At 63.1% G+C, this 16,547-nt stretch carries 17 protein-coding genes; 10 read left to right on the top strand and 7 right to left on the bottom strand.

The genetic code is table 11. The annotated features are described in order from the left end of the window. Positions 1-56: 56 nt before the first annotated feature. From BLT26_RS13840 to BLT26_RS13825, 4 genes are all read right to left on the bottom strand, one after another. The gene (locus tag BLT26_RS13840; RefSeq protein ID WP_091515638.1) at positions 57-509 is read right to left on the bottom strand and encodes an acyl-CoA thioesterase; all 453 of its coding nucleotides are present in this window, start codon (positions 507-509) and stop codon (positions 57-59) included. A gap of 110 nt (positions 510-619) precedes the next feature. Next, positions 620-1,120, bottom strand: coding sequence for a protein-export chaperone SecB (gene secB, locus BLT26_RS13835; protein WP_091515636.1), 501 nt, complete (start codon positions 1,118-1,120; stop codon positions 620-622). Positions 1,121-1,318: 198 nt separating this feature from the next. Continuing rightward, positions 1,319-1,573, bottom strand: a complete 255-nt coding sequence (gene grxC, locus BLT26_RS13830) for a glutaredoxin 3 (protein WP_091515938.1) — start codon at positions 1,571-1,573, stop codon at positions 1,319-1,321. A 54-nt stretch (positions 1,574-1,627) separates the two neighbouring features. Further along, positions 1,628-2,038 (bottom strand): rhodanese-like domain-containing protein, encoded by a 411-nt coding sequence (locus BLT26_RS13825; RefSeq protein ID WP_245720714.1) that lies wholly within the window; start codon positions 2,036-2,038, stop codon positions 1,628-1,630. 279 nt (positions 2,039-2,317) lie between these two features. Here BLT26_RS13825 and gpmI point away from each other — a divergent pair, with 279 nt between their 5' ends. From gpmI to BLT26_RS13805, 4 genes are all read left to right on the top strand, one after another. After that, entirely contained in the window at positions 2,318-3,856 is a 1,539-nt protein-coding gene (gpmI, locus tag BLT26_RS13820) for a 2,3-bisphosphoglycerate-independent phosphoglycerate mutase (protein WP_091515632.1), read from the top strand. Further along, the gene (locus BLT26_RS13815; RefSeq protein ID WP_091515629.1) at positions 3,853-4,986 is read left to right on the top strand and encodes a murein hydrolase activator EnvC family protein; all 1,134 of its coding nucleotides are present in this window, start codon (positions 3,853-3,855) and stop codon (positions 4,984-4,986) included. Before gpmI ends, BLT26_RS13815 begins: the two co-directional genes overlap by 4 nt. A gap of 293 nt (positions 4,987-5,279) precedes the next feature. Next, positions 5,280-6,632 (top strand): S41 family peptidase, encoded by a 1,353-nt coding sequence (locus BLT26_RS13810; RefSeq protein ID WP_091515626.1) that lies wholly within the window; start codon positions 5,280-5,282, stop codon positions 6,630-6,632. A 70-nt stretch (positions 6,633-6,702) separates the two neighbouring features. Beyond that, positions 6,703-6,984, top strand: coding sequence for a DUF6316 family protein (locus BLT26_RS13805; RefSeq protein ID WP_091515623.1), 282 nt, complete (start codon positions 6,703-6,705; stop codon positions 6,982-6,984). Between the two features lie 36 nt (positions 6,985-7,020). Here the strand turns inward: BLT26_RS13805 and BLT26_RS13800 are convergent, their stop codons facing one another. The 3 genes from BLT26_RS13800 to BLT26_RS13790 form a co-directional block, all read right to left on the bottom strand. Continuing rightward, positions 7,021-7,602, bottom strand: coding sequence for an HdeD family acid-resistance protein (locus tag BLT26_RS13800; protein WP_091515620.1), 582 nt, complete (start codon positions 7,600-7,602; stop codon positions 7,021-7,023). A 222-nt stretch (positions 7,603-7,824) separates the two neighbouring features. Next, on the bottom strand, positions 7,825-9,138 hold the full coding sequence (aptA, locus tag BLT26_RS13795) for an omega-aminotransferase AptA (RefSeq protein WP_091515616.1): 1,314 nt from the start codon (positions 9,136-9,138) through the stop codon (positions 7,825-7,827). A gap of 173 nt (positions 9,139-9,311) precedes the next feature. After that, positions 9,312-10,778, bottom strand: coding sequence for an NAD-dependent succinate-semialdehyde dehydrogenase (locus tag BLT26_RS13790; protein WP_091515611.1), 1,467 nt, complete (start codon positions 10,776-10,778; stop codon positions 9,312-9,314). 154 nt (positions 10,779-10,932) lie between these two features. Between BLT26_RS13790 and BLT26_RS13785 the strand changes: the two genes are divergently transcribed. The 6 genes from BLT26_RS13785 to BLT26_RS13760 all read left to right on the top strand — a co-directional run bounded on the left by BLT26_RS13785 (position 10,933) and on the right by BLT26_RS13760 (position 16,519). Further along, positions 10,933-11,850, top strand: coding sequence for a LysR family transcriptional regulator (locus BLT26_RS13785; protein WP_091515609.1), 918 nt, complete (start codon positions 10,933-10,935; stop codon positions 11,848-11,850). 154 nt (positions 11,851-12,004) lie between these two features. Then, positions 12,005-12,526: a DUF2569 domain-containing protein gene (locus tag BLT26_RS13780; RefSeq protein WP_091515933.1), complete on the top strand. Its 522-nt coding sequence runs from the start codon at positions 12,005-12,007 to the stop codon at positions 12,524-12,526. 282 nt (positions 12,527-12,808) lie between these two features. Then, complete coding sequence (locus BLT26_RS16720) at positions 12,809-13,333, top strand: cold shock domain-containing protein (RefSeq protein WP_091515608.1); 525 nt, start codon at positions 12,809-12,811, stop codon at positions 13,331-13,333. Positions 13,334-13,512: 179 nt separating this feature from the next. Then, the gene (locus tag BLT26_RS13770) at positions 13,513-14,382 is read left to right on the top strand and encodes a putative selenate ABC transporter substrate-binding protein (protein WP_091515607.1); all 870 of its coding nucleotides are present in this window, start codon (positions 13,513-13,515) and stop codon (positions 14,380-14,382) included. Beyond that, positions 14,382-15,059: an ATP-binding cassette domain-containing protein gene (locus tag BLT26_RS13765; RefSeq protein WP_091515606.1), complete on the top strand. Its 678-nt coding sequence runs from the start codon at positions 14,382-14,384 to the stop codon at positions 15,057-15,059. The genes BLT26_RS13770 and BLT26_RS13765 overlap by 1 nt, the downstream gene beginning before the upstream one ends. Beyond that, positions 15,056-16,519: a PhnE/PtxC family ABC transporter permease gene (locus BLT26_RS13760; protein WP_091515604.1), complete on the top strand. Its 1,464-nt coding sequence runs from the start codon at positions 15,056-15,058 to the stop codon at positions 16,517-16,519. Before BLT26_RS13765 ends, BLT26_RS13760 begins: the two co-directional genes overlap by 4 nt. Positions 16,520-16,547 lie beyond the last annotated feature (28 nt).

Genomic DNA, 16,547 nt, shown 5'->3' with positions numbered 1-16,547 from the left:
CCACTGTTTAGCCGGTAGCGGGCAGCCATCCTTCCGGGAGCCGCCGCTGGAACGGGTCAGGAAGGACCTGCGACCACCGCCGGGGCGACGACTGCCGGAGCATAGACATCGCGGAAGGCCGCCGGCATACGCCGCGGCCTGCCACTGGACAGTTCGATGCACACCATCTGCCACTGCGCCCGCAGGACCAGCGCCCGGTCCGACGCCCTGAACCCCTGGAAGCGACGGGTGATAGTGAGCCCATCCACTTTCGTCAGCCAGGTGCCGAAGAGCAGCTCGTCACCTTCCCTCGCCGCCAGTATATAGTCGTACTCGGCGTGACGGATTGCCATGCCCCGGTCGAGTTCCTGGTAATCCGTGACATCCAGTCCCAGCTCCACGCTGTGGGCCCACCCGGCGCGCTCACACCAGCGCACATACTCTGCGTTGTTGGCGTGGCGCAAACCGTCCACCTGTTCGGCAGAGACGGTGACCGGCCAGACGAAAGGTCGCGGTAAATCCCATTCCATAATGTTTCCCCCGCCTGCTACAACCAGATTAACACTGTCCGGCGGATTGCCGGCCGCCCAACGAAAAAAGGCCCCTCTCGGGGCCTTTGCGGGTCAGGAAAGGGGGCCGATCAGGCTTCCGCCTTTTCGCTGCCCTCTTGCTCCGCCTGCTGCTGGGCCTGCTGCATGGCGGCGGCGAACAGTGCGTCGAAGTTGATCGGCGGCAGCATCAGGGCCGGGAAGGACCCCTTGGTAACCACGTTGTCGACCACTTCGCGGGCGTACGGGAAAAGAATCTGCGGGCAGGCAGTGTTCAGCGCCTGCGCCAGTTGCTGGCCTTCCAGCCCCTGGATGGCGAACAGGCCAGCCTGCTGTACTTCCACCAGGAAGGCGGTCTCTTCTTCCAGCTTGGTGGTAATGGTCAGGGTCAGCGCCACTTCATACAGACCTTCATCGATCTTGGCGGTCTTGGTGTTCAGCTCCTGGTTGACCTGGGGTTTCCACTGCTTCTTGAAAACCTCGGCCCCCATGGGGGTTTCGAAGGACAGGTCCTTCAGGTAGATGCGCTGCATCTGGAATTGTACGTTGGAAGCCTCTGCGTTGGACGCTGCGCCGTTTTGTTCTTCAGCCATGTTACTGCCTGCTCTTAATATTCAATGGTTTGTCTCTGCCTTCCCTGAGAAAGACTCCGTGTATGGATCTTTCAATGGGGCCTGCGAATGCCATTTCAAGGCCATCAGTTGACGATTTGGGTGACAATCCGGGCCATGCCCGAAGCCGCCCGCCACCGGCCTCAGCTGTGGCGGGGAAAGCGGAAGGTGCTTACCGGCCTAGCCCTGCAGCAGCCGGTCCAGCTCGCCGCTGCGCTCGGCCGCCATCAGCTCGTCGCAGCCGCCCACGTGGTGGTCGCCGACCCAGATTTGCGGGACAGTGCGCGCACCCGCCCGCGCGGTCATCTCCGCGCGCCGCTGCGGGTTGCCATCCACGGGGATCTCCCGGTAACGCACCTGCTTGCGATCCAGCAGGTACTTCGCGCGAACGCAGAAGGGACAGAACCGGGTGGTGTAAATCGTTACTTCCTGCATGTTCAGGTACCACTTCTTCACGGGTACCGCCCGCCGGGGCGGGCGGCGAGGCCACTAGCCCTTGACCAGCGGCAGGTTCTGGTTGCTCCACTCGGACATGCCGCCCTGCAGGCGACGCACCTGGAAGCCCCTGGCCTTGAGCTGGCGCCCCACGGCACCGGCGTGCTGGCCGATCTTGTCTACCACGATCAGCGGCTTGTCCTTCAGGGAGGCCAGCTCACCGACGCGGTCCGCCACTTCATTGTGGGGGATATTCAGCGCGTCGACGATATGGCCGGCGCGGAACTCGCCCTTGTCGCGCACGTCCAGCACCCGCGCATCCTCGCTGTTGATCAGCCGGGTCACCTCGTGCACCGACGCAGGCGTACCGGCCCGGTAGCGCTCGCTGAAGGCAAACGCATACAGCAGGATTACCAGCAGGCTGACCAGCAGCCACTGTTCGCTCATAAAGACGAAGAAGTCCAATTCGCCCCCCTCTCCTGTTCTTTTCTTTTTACGACCGGGCAGGCCTCCCTGACCTGGCGGGTCCAGACCGGCCACAGCCGGCGGCGGCAGATCCCTGTGCCACACAGTCACGATTCTCACGCTCCGGACCCGCGGGACCGGAGAGGGCGGCAGTATACACCATTGTGCGCAAATCTTAACCAGAAGAACGTGAGCCAGGACCTGACCACGGCCCCCCAAAAAGGTTAAAATTCGCGTCCGCCCAAACTCGATACACCAGCTAATAGGAACACGCACGCCATGTCCCCGAGCAAACGCCCACTGATCCTGCTGATCCTGGACGGCTTCGGCCACAGCGACAATACCGAGCACAACGCCATTCATGCGGCGAAGTCGCCGGTGTGGGACCGGATCTGGGCCGAGCAGCCGAAAACGCTGATCCAGACCTCGGGCATGGCGGTGGGCCTGCCGGAAGGCCAGATGGGCAACTCGGAGGTCGGCCATATGACCCTGGGGGCCGGCCGGGTCGTCTACCAGAACTTCACCCGCATCAACAAGGCCATCGAGGACGGCGAGTTTTTCCGCAACCCGGCCTATACGGCCGCAGTGGACAAGGCTGTCGCTAATGACGGCGCCGTACATATCATGGGCCTGCTTTCCGAAGGCGGTGTCCACAGCCACGAAGACCATATAGTCGCGATGGTCACCCTGGCAGCCCAGCGTGGCGCCCGGCGGATCTACCTGCACGCCTTCCTCGACGGCCGCGACACCCCGCCGCGCAGTGCTGAGCCCTCCATCGCCCGGCTGGTCCAGGTCTGCGACTCGGTGGGCAATGCCCGTATCGCCAGCCTCGCCGGTCGCTACTTCGCCATGGACCGCGACCAGCGCTGGGACCGCACCCAGTCGGTGTACGATCTGCTCACCCTCGGTGAGGCCGGGCACAGTGCGCCGGATGCCCTCGCGGGCCTGGCCGCCGCCTACGAGCGCGGCGAGAACGACGAATTCGTGTCCCCCACCCTGGTGGGCGAAGCCGCGCCCATCGCCGATGGCGACGCGCTGGTGTTCATGAACTTCCGCCCGGACCGCGCACGCCAGTTGACCCGCGCATTCACCGAGACGGATTTCGATGGCTTCAAGCGCAAGGCCCGGCCGAAGCTGGCGGACTTCGTGATGACCACCGAATACGCCGCCGACATCGATGCCAGCTGCGCCTTCCCGCCGGAGGAGCTGGTGAATTCCCTGGGCGAGTACCTGGCCAGCCAGGGCAAGTCCCAGCTGCGCATCGCCGAGACCGAAAAGTATGCCCACGTTACATTCTTCTTCAGTGGCGGCCGCGAGGAGCCCTACGAGGGCGAGACGCGGGAACTGATCAAGTCACCCAATGTGGCAACCTACGACCTGCAGCCGGAAATGAGCGCGCCGGAGGTCACCGACAAGCTGGTGGCAGCGATCGAAAGCGGCGACTACGATGCAATCATCTGCAACTACGCCAATGGCGACATGGTAGGGCACACCGGCGTGTTCGACGCCGCGGTCAAGGCTGTGGAGGCGCTGGATGGGTGCGTCGGCCGCGTGGTGGACGCGGCGCTGGCCGCCGGCGGCGAGGTACTGATCACCGCCGATCACGGCAACGTCGAGGAAATGTTTGACGCTGGCTCCGGCCAGGTGAGTACCCAGCACTCCACCCTGCCGGTACCATTCGTGTACGTGGGCAAGCGCAAGCTGAGCCTGCAAAAGGGCGGCAGCCTGGCCGATGTGGCACCGACCATGCTGGCCCTGATGGGCCTGGAGCAGCCGGAAGAGATGACAGGACACAGCCTGGTGCAATTCGAAGCATGAAACTACTGGCAATATTTCTGGCCGCCCTCCTGGCCCTGCCCGCCATTGCACAGCAGCAGGGGGAGCAGGACCAGCAGGCCCGCCTGAAAGAGATCAAGCAGCGCATCGAGTCACTGCAGGAAGAGCTCAACCAGGTCAAGAGCGAGCGCGACCAGCTCCTCAGGGAGCTGGAGAGCAACGAGCGGAACATTTCCGAACTGCACAAGCGCATCGACAAGATCAAGAACGATATGCGCAGCCGCACCGATGAGCTAAAGGAGCTCAAGCAGGAGCAGCAGCAGCTGGAAGAATCGCGACGAAGTATGCAGCGGCGGGTCGAGCAGGAAGTCGCCGCCGCTTACCGACTCGGCAAACAGGAGCAGGTCAAGCTGCTCCTCAACCAGCAAGACCCACAACAGATCGCCCGCCAGCTCCGCTACCACGAATACTTCCTCCAAGAACGCAGCCGCGTTATCGACGACTACCTCGAAACCCTCACCAGGCTGGACACCGTCAGCACCAGTATCCGCCGCGAGCGGGACACACTCGCCAGCGAGCGCCGGCAGCTGGAGCAGCGCGAACAGCAACTGGTGAGCGCGCGACGCTCGCGCCAGCAGACACTCGACAGGCTGGCGGCGCAACTGGCGGACAAGAGCAGCGAACTGAAGCAGCTCCAGGGTGACCGCAATCGCCTGCAAAGGCTGGTGGACGAGGTGGGCCGCGCGATAGCCGCACTCATCAATCCCGACGAGCAGAAGCCTTTCGCGCGCGAACGCGGCCGCATGCAGTGGCCGGTGAAGGGCCGGCGCGCTAACGCCTTCGGCCAGCGCCGCGCCAATGGCATCACCTGGAAGGGCATCACCATCCGCGCCAGTGAAGGTGTGCCGGTGCGGGCCATACACCGGGGCCGGGTAGTATTCTCCGACTACCTGCGCGGCCAGGGCATGCTGGTAATCCTCGACCACGGCGACGGTTACATGAGCCTGTATGCCCACAACCAGTCACTGACCCGGAGCCTGGGCGAGTGGGTGGAACGCGGCGAGACCATCGCGCGCGTCGGCAACAGCGGCGGTCTCGACCACAGCGGCGTCTACTTCGAAATCCGCCACCGCGGCAAGCCGCAGGATCCCACCATCTGGTGTCGGGGCTGAGTCCCCGGCCGGCCACCAGCTCCAGAAAATACTGTGCCTGATAAATAGGGCCGCCCCCTCCTCGCCCGGGCTCACACAAAAATAAATTCCCTGCGCCACACCCATCCGACACCAGGGGAAACGGAACCGGGCGTCAGTCGCGCTGATTATTTCTGCGATCCCCCTGCCTGCACCCACCGCTGGCGCGCCCGTCCCGACACTGTGGAGCCCCGCGCCAACTTGAAAACCCTGCCAGCGGCCGCGGTCTACACTTTGGCTAAAGATGCGAGAAATAAGGCAGAGGTCCCGACGATATGTTCACTCCCAAGGCGCTGACCACCTTCCTGGGCGCAGCCGCCCTCACCGCCCTGCCTCTGATGGGCCTCAGTGAGGGGGATTCCGCAGAGCGCATCATCCCCACCGCCGCCAGCCGCCTGCCCCTGGAAGACCTGCGCAGCTTTGCCAAGGTGTTCGAACAGATTCGCCAGGGCTATATCGAGGAAGTGGATGACAGCACCCTGCTGGAATACGCCATCCGCGGCATGCTGCAGGGCCTGGACCCCCATTCGTCTTATCTCGACCGCGAGTCGTTCGACGACCTGCAGGCCAACACGACCGGCGAATTCGCCGGCCTGGGTATCGAGGTCGGCATCGAGAACGACCACATTACCGTGATCACCCCCATGGACGACACCCCCGCCGCACGCGCGGGCCTCAAGGCGGGCGATGTCATTTTGCGCCTGTCGGGGAAGCCCCTGAAGGGCGTGAGCCTGGACGAGGCGGTCGAACGCATGCGCGGCCCGCGCGGCAGCTCGGTGACCCTGACCATCGCGCGCAAGGGCTACAAGCAACCGTTCGACGTCACCCTCAAGCGTGACACGGTGCGGGTACGCAGCGTGCGCAGCAAGTTACTCGAGGACGGCTACGGCTACCTGCGCATCAGCCAGTTCCAGCTGGACACTGGTTCCGATGTGGCCCGCGAAATCCGCAAGCTGCAGAACAAGGGCGAGCTAAAGGGGCTGGTGCTGGACCTGCGCAACAATCCCGGCGGCGTGCTGCAGTCATCGGTGGAGGTCGCTGACGCCTTTCTCGAGGAAGGACTGGTGGTCTATACCGAGGGCCGCACCGAATCCGCCAACCTCAGTTATTCCGCCGAGCCGGGCGACATGACCGACGGCGTACCCATGGTGGTGCTGATCAATGACGGCTCCGCCTCCGCCGCCGAAATTGTCGCCGGTGCCCTGCAGGACCACCGCCGCGCCGTGGTGATGGGCACCGACAGTTTCGGCAAGGGCTCGGTGCAGACCGTGATCCCGATCAATAACGAGCGGGCCATCAAGCTGACCACCGCGCTCTACTTCACGCCCAACGGCCGCTCCATCCAGGCCCAGGGCATCACCCCGGATATCGTGGTGGAGCGTGCCAAGGTCACGCGCATGGATGGCGGGCCTCGCTCCACTGAGGCCGACCTGGCCGGCCACCTGGGCAATGGCAATGGCGGCGAAGACCGCACCGCAGCCGACCGCAAACGCGAGAAGGCCGGGCGCGCGCTATGGTTCGCCGAGGACAACCAGATATTCGAGGCCCTGAATGTGCTCAAGGGCCTGAACCTCTACGCGGTGCGCTACCGCGAGCAGCAACCGAGGGTAGCCAAGGCCGGGCACTGAAGCGCCGGCAGCAGTACCCCAGGCAGTCTGAAAACGGCGCAGGAAGCAGCCGGTTTCCAGGAGGGTCGATATGCACCAGCAACGCGCCGGTGAGTCCGGCCGCGGCATCCCGCCGCGCTCCGAACGCTTCTACAAGCTCGACGATGACTGGTACTTCCAGGTGCGCGGCGGCAAGAGCTTCGGCCCCTTTCCCTGTCGCGCCGAGGCTGAGCGCGCCGTGCGGCACTTCTTCGGCACCGGCGGCCCTGGCGACAACCCCTATGCCCAGTGCGGCAAGAACGGCAGCGGCGCAGTGGTGCATCCCTTCGGCAGCCTGCGGGCGCGACGCTGGCATCGTTTCAACCGCCGCTGAGCAGGCTTTGCAAACTGGCGTGAAAACTGCAGCAACTCAGGCCGCGGCGCGGGCGAACTTGCGCAGGCGCAGCGCCAGCCAGATTTCCAGCCCACCCAGGAAAATGACATAGCCGGCAATTACCCACAGCAGGGCCAGCGCGCCCGCACCGGGACTGATCAGCACCGCCAGGCCAAAAATAATCGACAGCAGGCCCGAGGCAATCAACAGCCATTCATTCTGCATCTCCCGGCGCAGGCGTATGGCCCCGATCACCTCGAAGATGCCACGCAACAGCGCCCATGCACCGATAAAGATCACCAGCACCAGTCCGGTGACCTGCGGGTAAATAAAGGTGAAGATACCCACCACCACGCTCACCAGACTCAGGACAATCAGCCACCAGAGCGGCGTCGATGGATGCCGCCCCAGCACCGCAGCGACCAACCCCAGGAAGCCGTCCGCGAGTACATAGGCACCGAACAGGATCACCAGGGTCAGCAACGTGAGGCCGGGCCAGGCGAAGGCGAGAATGCCGAACAAAACCGCGCAGATACCACGCAGCATCACCAGCCACCAGTTCTCGGTCAGCACCTGCATGATGGGCCGGGTGCGGAGCGTAGTGGTTTCGTAATCCATGAATGTCTCTCCTGCTGGCACAAACATATCCCTGGATTGTAGTACCCGGGAAATTCCGCCCACAGCGGAGCCAGACAGAAATGGGGAGAGGCGGGAGAAAAGAGTGCGGCCCGGGAACCGCGGTCACCAGCCGACTCTGCAAACGCCTGGACCGCGACCACCGGGCCGCACACTTATAGTGTAGACAATGGCGACAGGCGCAAGGCCTGTCGCCGCTGGCCATCAGGCCAGGGACTTGATCACGTCCCGAAGCTTCTCGACGATGGTGTCGATCTGGTGCTCCTCGATGATCAGGGGTGGGGACATGCACAGGGCATCGCCGATGCCGCGCGCCATCACGCCCGCATCCCAGGCCGCCATGGAAGCCTTGCCACCGAACTTGCCCTTGAGCTCTGCGGGAGCGCGCAGCTCGATGGCGCCCACCAGGCCGTAGTTGCGGATATCGATGACATTGCCCAGGTCCGCCAGGCTGTGCAGCGCATTCTCCCAGTACTTGCCGATATCGCCGCCGGCGCGTGTCAGCAGGCCCTCGCGCTCGTAGATATCCAGGGTCGCCATGCCGGCCGCGCAGGCCACCGGATGGGCTGAATAGGTGTAGCCGTGGAAAAACTCCACCATGCCCTCGGGCGCGGCGTTCATCACCGTATTGTAGATATCGTCGCGCACGAATACTGCACCCAGCGGCACGGTGGCATTGGTGATGCCCTTGGCCGAGGTCATCATGTCCGGGGTCACGTCCCACTCGATGGAGGCGAAGGCCGATCCGGTACGGCCCCAGCCGGAGATCACCTCATCGAAAATCAGCAGCAGGTCGTGCTGGTCGCAGATCTCGCGGATGCGCTTGAGGTAGCCCTTGGGCGGCAGGATCACGCCGCCGGCACCGGCGAAGGGCTCGACAATCACCGCCGCGATCTGGTCGGCGCCGTGGAAGGCCACCAGGCGCTCCAGGTCTTCCGCCAGCTCGACGCCGTGTTCCGGCAGGCCGCGGCTGAAGGCGTTGCGCCCGATATCCAGGGTATGGCGCAGGTGGTTGGATTTCACCGGCTGGCCGAAGGACTGGTAATTGGGGGCGATGCCGCCGACGGAGATACCACCGAAATTCACGCCGTGGTAACCCTTCTCGCGGCCGATGAACATGGTACGGGTACCCTTGCCGCGGGCCCGCTGGTATTGCAGCGCGATCTTCAACGCGCTCTCCACCGCCTCGGAACCGGAGTTGCCGAAGAACACGTGGTTGAGGCCATCGGGGGTGTGCTTCACCAGGCGCTCGGCGTACTCGAAGCCCAGCTCGTGGCCGAAGTTGAAGATGGAGCTGTAATCCAGCTTCTTCGCCTGCTGGTGAATGGCGTCGGCAATTTCAGCGCGGCAGTGGCCCGCATTGGAACACCACAGGCCGGCAGTGGCATCGATGATCTGGCGGCCGTCCTTTTCCATCAGGTAAATGCCCTCGGCGCGCTCGACGAGGCGGGGCGCCGCCTTGAAGGAGCGGTTCGGGGTGAACGGCATCCAGAATGCGTCTTTATTCAGTTCAGGCATTGTATCTACTCCGGGTTTTCCCTTTGCATTATCTCTATTGTGCCGTGACCGTCAGTATGGACGATCATACACAAGCTGTTCATCCCTGTAGGAGCGGCCCATGGCCGCGATATTCCGGTGGCTTTTGCCGCCGCCGGTCGCGGCCAGCGGCCGCTCCTACGGGCATTTCATGTTCAAGCGCCGTAACAGCAGTACTTGGTCTCGTAGAACTCCGCCATGCCTTCCACGCCGCCCTCGCGGCCGATGCCGGACTCCTTGCTGCCGCCGAACGGCGCCACGGTAGTGGAGAAAACTCCCGCGTTACAGGCCACCATACCGTATTCCAGCGCTTCTACCACCCGGTTGGCGCGATGGATATTCTCACTCATCACATAGGCGGCCAGCCCGTAAGGGGTATCGTTGGCGCGTCGAATTACATCGGCCTCATCGCTGAACTTCTGCACCGGCGCCAGGGGCCCGAAAATCTCTTCGCGCGCGATTCGCATGTCGTCGGTCACACCGGTGAGGACCGTGGGCGCGTAGTAGCTCTCGCCCTCCGGCAGGAAGTCACCGCCCAGTTCGATCCTGGCGCCGGCCGCCGCGGCGTCCTGCACCAGCCCGGCCACCCGCTCGGCCGCACGGCGGTGGATCAGCGGGCCCACGGTAACGCCCTCGTCATAGCCGTGGCCGATCTTCAGCTCCGCCACCCTGGCGCGCAGCTTCTCCACAAACTCGTCGTGCACCGCCTCGTGGACGTAAATACGATTGGTGGAAACACAGGTCTGGCCGGCGTTGCGCATCTTGGTGGCCACGCAAGCGCTGACGGCAGTCTCCAGGTCGGCATCGTCGAACACGATAAACGGCGCGTTACCGCCCAGTTCCATCGACATCTTCTTCACGCCACTGGCGCACTGGGCCATCAGCAGCTTGCCCACGGCGGTGGAGCCGGTGAAGGTGAACTTGGCCACCCGCTCGTCCTGGGTCAGTACCCGGCCGATAGCGGGGGAATCGGAACCCACCACCATGTTGATGGTCCCCGCGGGCAGGCCCGCCTCTTCCGCCAGCTGGCACAGGGCCAGGGCCGACAGCGGCGTTTCCGAGGCCGGCTTGATCACCACCGTGCAGCCAGCGGCCAGCGCCGGAGCCGCCTTGCGGGTGATCATGGCATTGGGGAAGTTCCAGGGGGTAATACAGGTCACCACGCCCACCGGCTGGCGGATGGTGTGCAGGCGCATGGCCGGATTGTGGGTGGGGATGGTCTGGCCGTAGGCGCGGCGACACTCCTCCGCATACCACTCGATGTAGGAAGCCCCGTAGGCGATCTCGCCCTTCGCCTCGGCCAGCGGCTTGCCTTGCTCCAGGGTCAGGATGCGCGCCAGGTCGTCGACGTTTTCCATGATCAGCTGGTACCAGCGCTTTAGCACCGCGGCGCGCTCGCCGGCGGTGCGGTCCCGCCATGCAGGAAAGGCCGCGTGGGCCGCGGCCACGGCCGCCTCGGCATCCGCCGGGGAGGCATCGGCCACCCCTGCCAGCAGCTCGCCACTGGCCGGGTCGCGTACCTCGATGGTTGAGGCGCTGTCCCGCCACTGTCCATTGATATAGTTCTGTTTTCTCAACAAATCCGGATTCGCCAGCTCCACTGTCCAACTCCTTGCGTTCATGGGACTTTTGCTCAGTTACATTGATTCTGGCCGGGCTTCCGAAGCCCGCATAGTCAATTCTCTCCAACTAAAATTTACCTGTATCAAACTTTAGAATATTCTGGCGCCAGAGCCGGCTCCCGGACCGGCGTAGGCAACAGGGGGAGGGCAACAGATGGGTGGCAAGAGTGCACTGGGCGGGCGCATCACGGACATGGACCTGCGCCTGCTGCGGGTATTCCGCGAGGTGGTGCGGGCCGGCGGGCTGGCCCCGGCCGAGGTGGCGCTGAACATCAGCCGCTCCACCATCAGCCTGCACCTGACCGACCTGGAGACGCGTCTGGGCATGCAGCTGTGCCTGCGCTCCCGAGGCCGCGCCGACTTCAAGCTCACCCCGGAAGGCGAGGCCCTGTACCAGGCCATCGGCGAGCTGGACGGCCACCTGGCGTCGTTCAAGAGCCAGGTGAACGCCATCCAGTCCCAGCTGACCGGCAGCCTGCGCATCGTGCTGCCGGACGACGTGCTGGAAATCCCCCAGCTGGACCTGCCGGCGACCCTGGCCCGCCTGCGCGAGCGGGCACCGCAACTACAGCTGGATGTGCAGCTTGCCGCCCCCCAGGAACTGGAGCTGGAGATCCTCGCCGGGCGCGCGGATGTGGGCATCAACCCCCTGCACTCGAAACGGCCCGGCCTCGACTACCGGCCCCTGTTCCACCACCAGTCACTGCTCTACTGCGGCAGGAGCCACCCCCTGGCCGGCGAGCCGGAGGTAAGTGAGGAGTCGCTTACCGCACAGGAGCTGGCCGCCCCGAGCCATGCGGTACTGTCGGGAGCCGCCCACCTCTACCGGCTGTTTCCCAACAAAAGCACCGCCAACCATATGGCCGCGCGCGTGGCCATGCTCCTGTCCGGCAAGTTCATCGGCTTCCTGCCCACCTACCTGGCCCGCCGCCACGTCGACAGCGGCCAGCTGCTGGCGCTGCGCCCCGAACGCTTTCAATACGAAATCCAGAACGCCGCCACTTTCAAGCGCAGTGCTGCCGGGCATCCCGCAGTACAGCTGTTCCTGCAGGCGCTGGTCATTTCGAACTGATTCGAGCGCCAAATTACGCAGGATTACATACTGAAAGCGTGATTAAATGGATCCGTGGATATCCATACACACGAAAATATGACCACGCGGGAAAACTCATGCAGACATGCACCTGAATTTTCTTGTGGATTGAAGGCTAAAAATGAGAATTACCATGAATGATAATAATGAAACAAAGGGTCTGGGTGGCTGGCTTATCCTGGTAGGGCTTGGGGTAGTAATAGCACCGATCCGGATGTTGATAACCTATATCCCGATCTACAAGCCCATTTTTGAAGATGGCACCTGGCAAGCCCTGACCACCGTCGGGTCGGAAGCCTATCATCCCATGTGGGGCCCACTGCTGATCGGGGAAATAGCATACAACTCCATTCTGGTAGTTGCCTTAACATACCTTGTCTACCTGTTCTTTTCGAAACACTATTTATTCCCGAAAGTGTTTATTGCCATCATACTTGTGTCGCTGGTTTTCATACCGCTCGATTCATGGATGGTCACCAGAATTTTTCCAAGCGAACCGGTGTTTGATCCGGACACCACCAAGGAATTTTTACGGACGCTGATTGGCGGAGTTATCTGGATTCCCTACATGCTTGTCTCAAAGAGAGTAAAAGCAACCTTCGTTGAGAAAGCACCAGAAAAGGATACCCAGCCCACAGCTGAGAGCGTCGCCTGACCTTTTCGCCACCCATTATTGCCATCTCTTTTCTATCAGCATCGGGACTAGGCGGAAAGATAAAGAATAACCCGGGTAGCTGCGCATATTGCTGCGTTCAACTCTGCCTATCTGGGCTCGAAGGCAACGGGCCAAACCGTCGCTCCTTCACCCGTGGATAGAAATGTATAAGAAAATGAGCTGCGCGAGATACTGTCCCGCATATAGTCCCGAATACCTTTAAGCAACAACAGTTGCGCTCTTCCTGTTTCGGCAGCCGCCACCCGCAAAGAGAATACTAATATGAGAATTCACGGCACTTTGAAGAAGTGGAATGATGAGAGGGGATTCGGCTTTATCGAAAGCCCGCAAGATGCCGAAGAAATATTTGTACATATTTCCGCGTTTCCGGTAGATGGAGTTCGCCCCAGGGAAGGAGAAATAGTGTCGTTCGAGAGGCGCAAAGATTCTGAGGGCAGGGTCCGGGCCGAAAACATCATTCGCACGCGCTCCAGGCAAAGTAAGAGCGCCCGAATAGCGCCAAAGGTAAACGGTGGCTCGTTTGTCAGGTATGTGCTTACTGCAATAATAGCTATCACTGCTGGGCTTGCGCTATTCAACAGATACGTACCGCACTCCAGCTCACCTGACGACGTGTCGTCCCGCCCCGCCAACTCTGCAAAGACAACATTCCGCTGCGATAGCCGTACTCACTGTTCGCAGATGACATCTTGTGCAGAGGCCCGCTACTTTTTACGCAACTGCCCGGGCACGAAAATGGATGGGAACAATGACGGCGAGCCGTGTGAACGCCAATGGTGTAACTGAGACTACCTTGTCGGCATTGACGGACTACCTGAGCGGCCACGGCGTCTACAGCCTCATGCCTGTGACAGAAGACCGTGCTGCCAATCCCCGAGAGTGGTTTGTAAAAGTAGGCCAGTTACGCTAAAAAGCGCCCTTTATCCTGATACCCCGATCATCGAGCCCGAAGAGGTTACCCCCCGATGCGCTACCTGACCGCGATACTGGCACTGCTCGCGTCCCTGTCCGGCTTCGCCGCCGATACCGCCCGCCCGCAGTTCACCTTTACCGCCATCCCCGACCAGAACGAGGCAGAACTGGTGCGCCGCTTCCAGCAGGTGGCCGACTACCTGTCGGGTGAGCTGGGCCTGGAGGTGCGCTACGTACCCGTGAAGAGCTACCCGGCCGCGATCACCGCCTTCCGGGGCAACCAGGTACAGCTGGCCTGGTTCGGCGGCCTGTCCGGGGTACAGGCCCGCCGGGCGGTGCCCGGGTCGGAGGCCATTGCCCAGGGCTACGAGGATCAATTCTTCAAGACCTATTTCATCGCCCACGAGAGTACCGGCATCGCGCCCGGCGAGGGACTGCCGGAGGCGATCGCCGGACGCACCTTCACCTTCGGCTCCAAGGGTTCCACTTCCGGGCGCCTGATGCCCGAGTTCCATATCCGCGAAGCCTTCGGCAGGGCACCGGGCGAGGTGTTTGACCGGGTGGGCTTCAGCGGCGACCACAGCCGCACCATCGCCCTGGTACAGTCCGGCGCTTACGAGGTGGGCGCGGTGAACTACGCGGTGTGGGACAAAGCCGTGGCCAGAGGCGAGGTGGACACCGACCGGGTTTCGGTGATCTGGACCACGCCGGCCTACGCCGACTACCAGTGGACCGTGCGCGGGGATATCGACCAGCAGTTCGGCGCGGGCTTCAAGGCACGCCTGACCCGCGCGCTGCTGGAACTCGACAACGAAGAGATCCTCGGCAGCTTCCCCCGGTCCCGCTTCGTGCCCGCGGACAACAGCGTCTACAGCGCCATCGAAGAAACGGCCACCGAGATCGGCCTGCTCGACGACTTCTGATGCCGGTGCTGGTCGAGCTCAATAGCAGCCGCCTGACCTATCCCGGCGAGCGCCGGCAGGACCCGGAGCGCCTGGCGCTCGCTGTCGATCACCTCACCATTATGGAGGGGGAGCGCATCGCACTGCTGGGCAAGAGCGGCGCGGGCAAGAGTACCCTGCTGCGACATATCCGCCGGCTGCTGCCGGGCGGGGCCAGCTGGTGTCCGCAGCAGGCATCGCTGGTGCCGCAGCTCAAGGCCTTTCACAACATCTACGCCGGCTCACTGGAGCGCCACGCCGCCCTCACCAACCTTGCAAACCTGCTGTATCCGCTGCGGCGCTTCCGGACTGAAATCACTGAAGTCGCCGAGCCGCTGGGTATTGCCGGACTATTGTGGACCAAGGCCGGAGAACTCTCCGGTGGCCAGCAGCAGCGGGTCGCCATCGCGCGCGCGCTCTACCAGCAGAAACCCATCCTGCTGGCGGATGAGCCGGTGGCGGCGCTGGACCGCCGCCAGGGCGAGGCGGTACTGCGGCTGATGCTGGAGCAACACTCGACGGCGGTGGTCGCCATGCACAACGCCGGGCTGGCGCTGCAACTGTGCACCCGGGTGATCGGCCTTAAGGACCAACGGGTGGTGCTCGACTGCCCTGCAGCGGAGGCCGACGGCGCAGCCATCGAGCGGCTGTACCGGTGACCGGCTTCCTCAGCCAGACCCGCAGCCTGCGCAGGCTCACCTTCTATTTCGCACTAATCGCGGCGGCCTGCCTGGTATTCGCGGATATCGACATCACGACCCGCAGTCCCGGCCATGAGCTCTGGCTCATGGCACACGGGCTCGTTACCCCACGCATCCCTGACCCGCGCCAGTGGCTCGACGGGGTGATTTACACACTGACCTTTGCCCTGCAGGGCGTAATCCTGGCCGCCGCGCTCGGCTTCCTGTTTGCCGCCTTTTATCATCGCGCCTGGGTGCGCGTTCTTGCCGCCTGCCTGCGGTCGGTGCACGAGGTGTTCTGGGCGCTGATCTTTATCCAGCTGTTTGGCATCTCCACCCTGTCCGGCGTCCTGGCGATCCTGTTGCCATTCAGCGGCACCATGGCCAAGGTTTTTGGCGAACAGCTGGAGGAAGTGGATCCGGGGCCAGCCAACTCGGTGAAGCCTGCAGCCGGCCCCAGCCTGAGCCACTTCCTCTACACCCGGCTGCCGCTGGCGGCGCACGCCATGCGCAGCTACACCGCCTACCGCATGGAGTGCGCGATCCGTTCCTCGGTGGTGCTCGGCTTTATCGGCCTGCCGACCATCGGCTTCCACCTGGAAACGGCACTTCGCACCGGGGACTATTCCGCGGCCAGCGCCCTGCTGTACACGCTGCTGGCGATGGTCTGGTCCCTGCGCTTCTGGTTCCGGGCGCGCTGGCTCTGGCTGCTGGTGCCTGCGGCGTTCATCGCCCGACCGCTGACGGGACAGTGGTACGGCCCAAACCTGCGGCAGTTCCTCTACGACTGCATCCCCGCGCCGCTGCGCCAGGACTGGCCGCTGGAAAAGACCGGTCGCTGGCTGGCCTGGCTGGGCGAACAGGTAGCCACCGGAGTGTGGAATACGATATTGATTGCGCAGATCGTACTGGTGCTCACCGGGGCTCTCGCGCTGCTGGCCTCCACGCTCAACTCATCGCACTTCGTGTCCGGCTGGCCACGGCGGCTTGGCGACAGCCTGCTGCTGGTGATTCGCTCACTGCCCGAATACCTGCTGAACTTCCTGTTCCTGCTGGTGCTTGGTCCCTCCATGCTGCCGGCTATCACCGCCATGACCCTGCACAACGGCGCCATCATCGCCCACCTGCTGGGCAAGCACAGCGACGAACTGGCGCCGGCCGTAATGGAATCCGGGCCGGTGAGCCGATTTGCATACTATTATGTGCCCACCCTCTACCAGCGCTTCCTGGCCTACTGCTTCTACCGCTGGGAGATCATCATCCGCGAGACCGCCATGCTCGGTATACTGGGCATTCCCACGCTCGGCTTTTATATCGATTCGGCATTCGAGTTCCTGCGCTTCGACGTGGCACTATTGTTGATCGCCGTGAGTGCCGCGCTGACGCTGGCCGCGGATCATCTATCCCGGCGATTGCGGCGGCAGTTCCTGCTGCAATAGTTTATAGGCAGTGATTTGGCGCTTGGGT

This window comes from Microbulbifer yueqingensis (assembly GCF_900100355.1).
Taxonomy (GTDB): Bacteria; Pseudomonadota; Gammaproteobacteria; order Pseudomonadales; family Cellvibrionaceae; genus Microbulbifer; species Microbulbifer yueqingensis.
Note: the sequence above shows the minus strand (reverse complement) of the source record. Positions and strands in the feature narration are given on the sequence as shown.

Excerpts from the sequence above, each read along its gene's own strand:
- grxC (WP_091515938.1), bottom strand. The coding sequence starts at position 1,573 with ATGCAGGAAGTAACGATTTACACCACCCGGTTCTGTCCCTTCTGCGTT.
- BLT26_RS13790 (WP_091515611.1), bottom strand. The coding sequence starts at position 10,778 with ATGAACGCAAGGAGTTGGACAGTGGAGCTGGCGAATCCGGATTTGTTG.
- BLT26_RS13805 (WP_091515623.1), top strand. The coding sequence starts at position 6,703 with ATGCACCAGCAACGCGCCGGTGAGTCCGGCCGCGGCATCCCGCCGCGC.
- gpmI (WP_091515632.1), top strand. The coding sequence starts at position 2,318 with ATGTCCCCGAGCAAACGCCCACTGATCCTGCTGATCCTGGACGGCTTC.
- BLT26_RS13840 (WP_091515638.1), bottom strand. The coding sequence starts at position 509 with ATGGAATGGGATTTACCGCGACCTTTCGTCTGGCCGGTCACCGTCTCT.
- BLT26_RS13800 (WP_091515620.1), bottom strand. The coding sequence starts at position 7,602 with ATGGATTACGAAACCACTACGCTCCGCACCCGGCCCATCATGCAGGTG.
- BLT26_RS16720 (WP_091515608.1), top strand. The coding sequence starts at position 12,809 with ATGAGAATTCACGGCACTTTGAAGAAGTGGAATGATGAGAGGGGATTC.
- BLT26_RS13785 (WP_091515609.1), top strand. The coding sequence starts at position 10,933 with ATGGGTGGCAAGAGTGCACTGGGCGGGCGCATCACGGACATGGACCTG.
- BLT26_RS13815 (WP_091515629.1), top strand. The coding sequence starts at position 3,853 with ATGAAACTACTGGCAATATTTCTGGCCGCCCTCCTGGCCCTGCCCGCC.
- BLT26_RS13780 (WP_091515933.1), top strand. The coding sequence starts at position 12,005 with ATGAATGATAATAATGAAACAAAGGGTCTGGGTGGCTGGCTTATCCTG.
- BLT26_RS13770 (WP_091515607.1), top strand. The coding sequence starts at position 13,513 with ATGCGCTACCTGACCGCGATACTGGCACTGCTCGCGTCCCTGTCCGGC.
- BLT26_RS13765 (WP_091515606.1), top strand. The coding sequence starts at position 14,382 with ATGCCGGTGCTGGTCGAGCTCAATAGCAGCCGCCTGACCTATCCCGGC.
- BLT26_RS13810 (WP_091515626.1), top strand. The coding sequence starts at position 5,280 with ATGTTCACTCCCAAGGCGCTGACCACCTTCCTGGGCGCAGCCGCCCTC.
- secB (WP_091515636.1), bottom strand. The coding sequence starts at position 1,120 with ATGGCTGAAGAACAAAACGGCGCAGCGTCCAACGCAGAGGCTTCCAAC.
- aptA (WP_091515616.1), bottom strand. The coding sequence starts at position 9,138 with ATGCCTGAACTGAATAAAGACGCATTCTGGATGCCGTTCACCCCGAAC.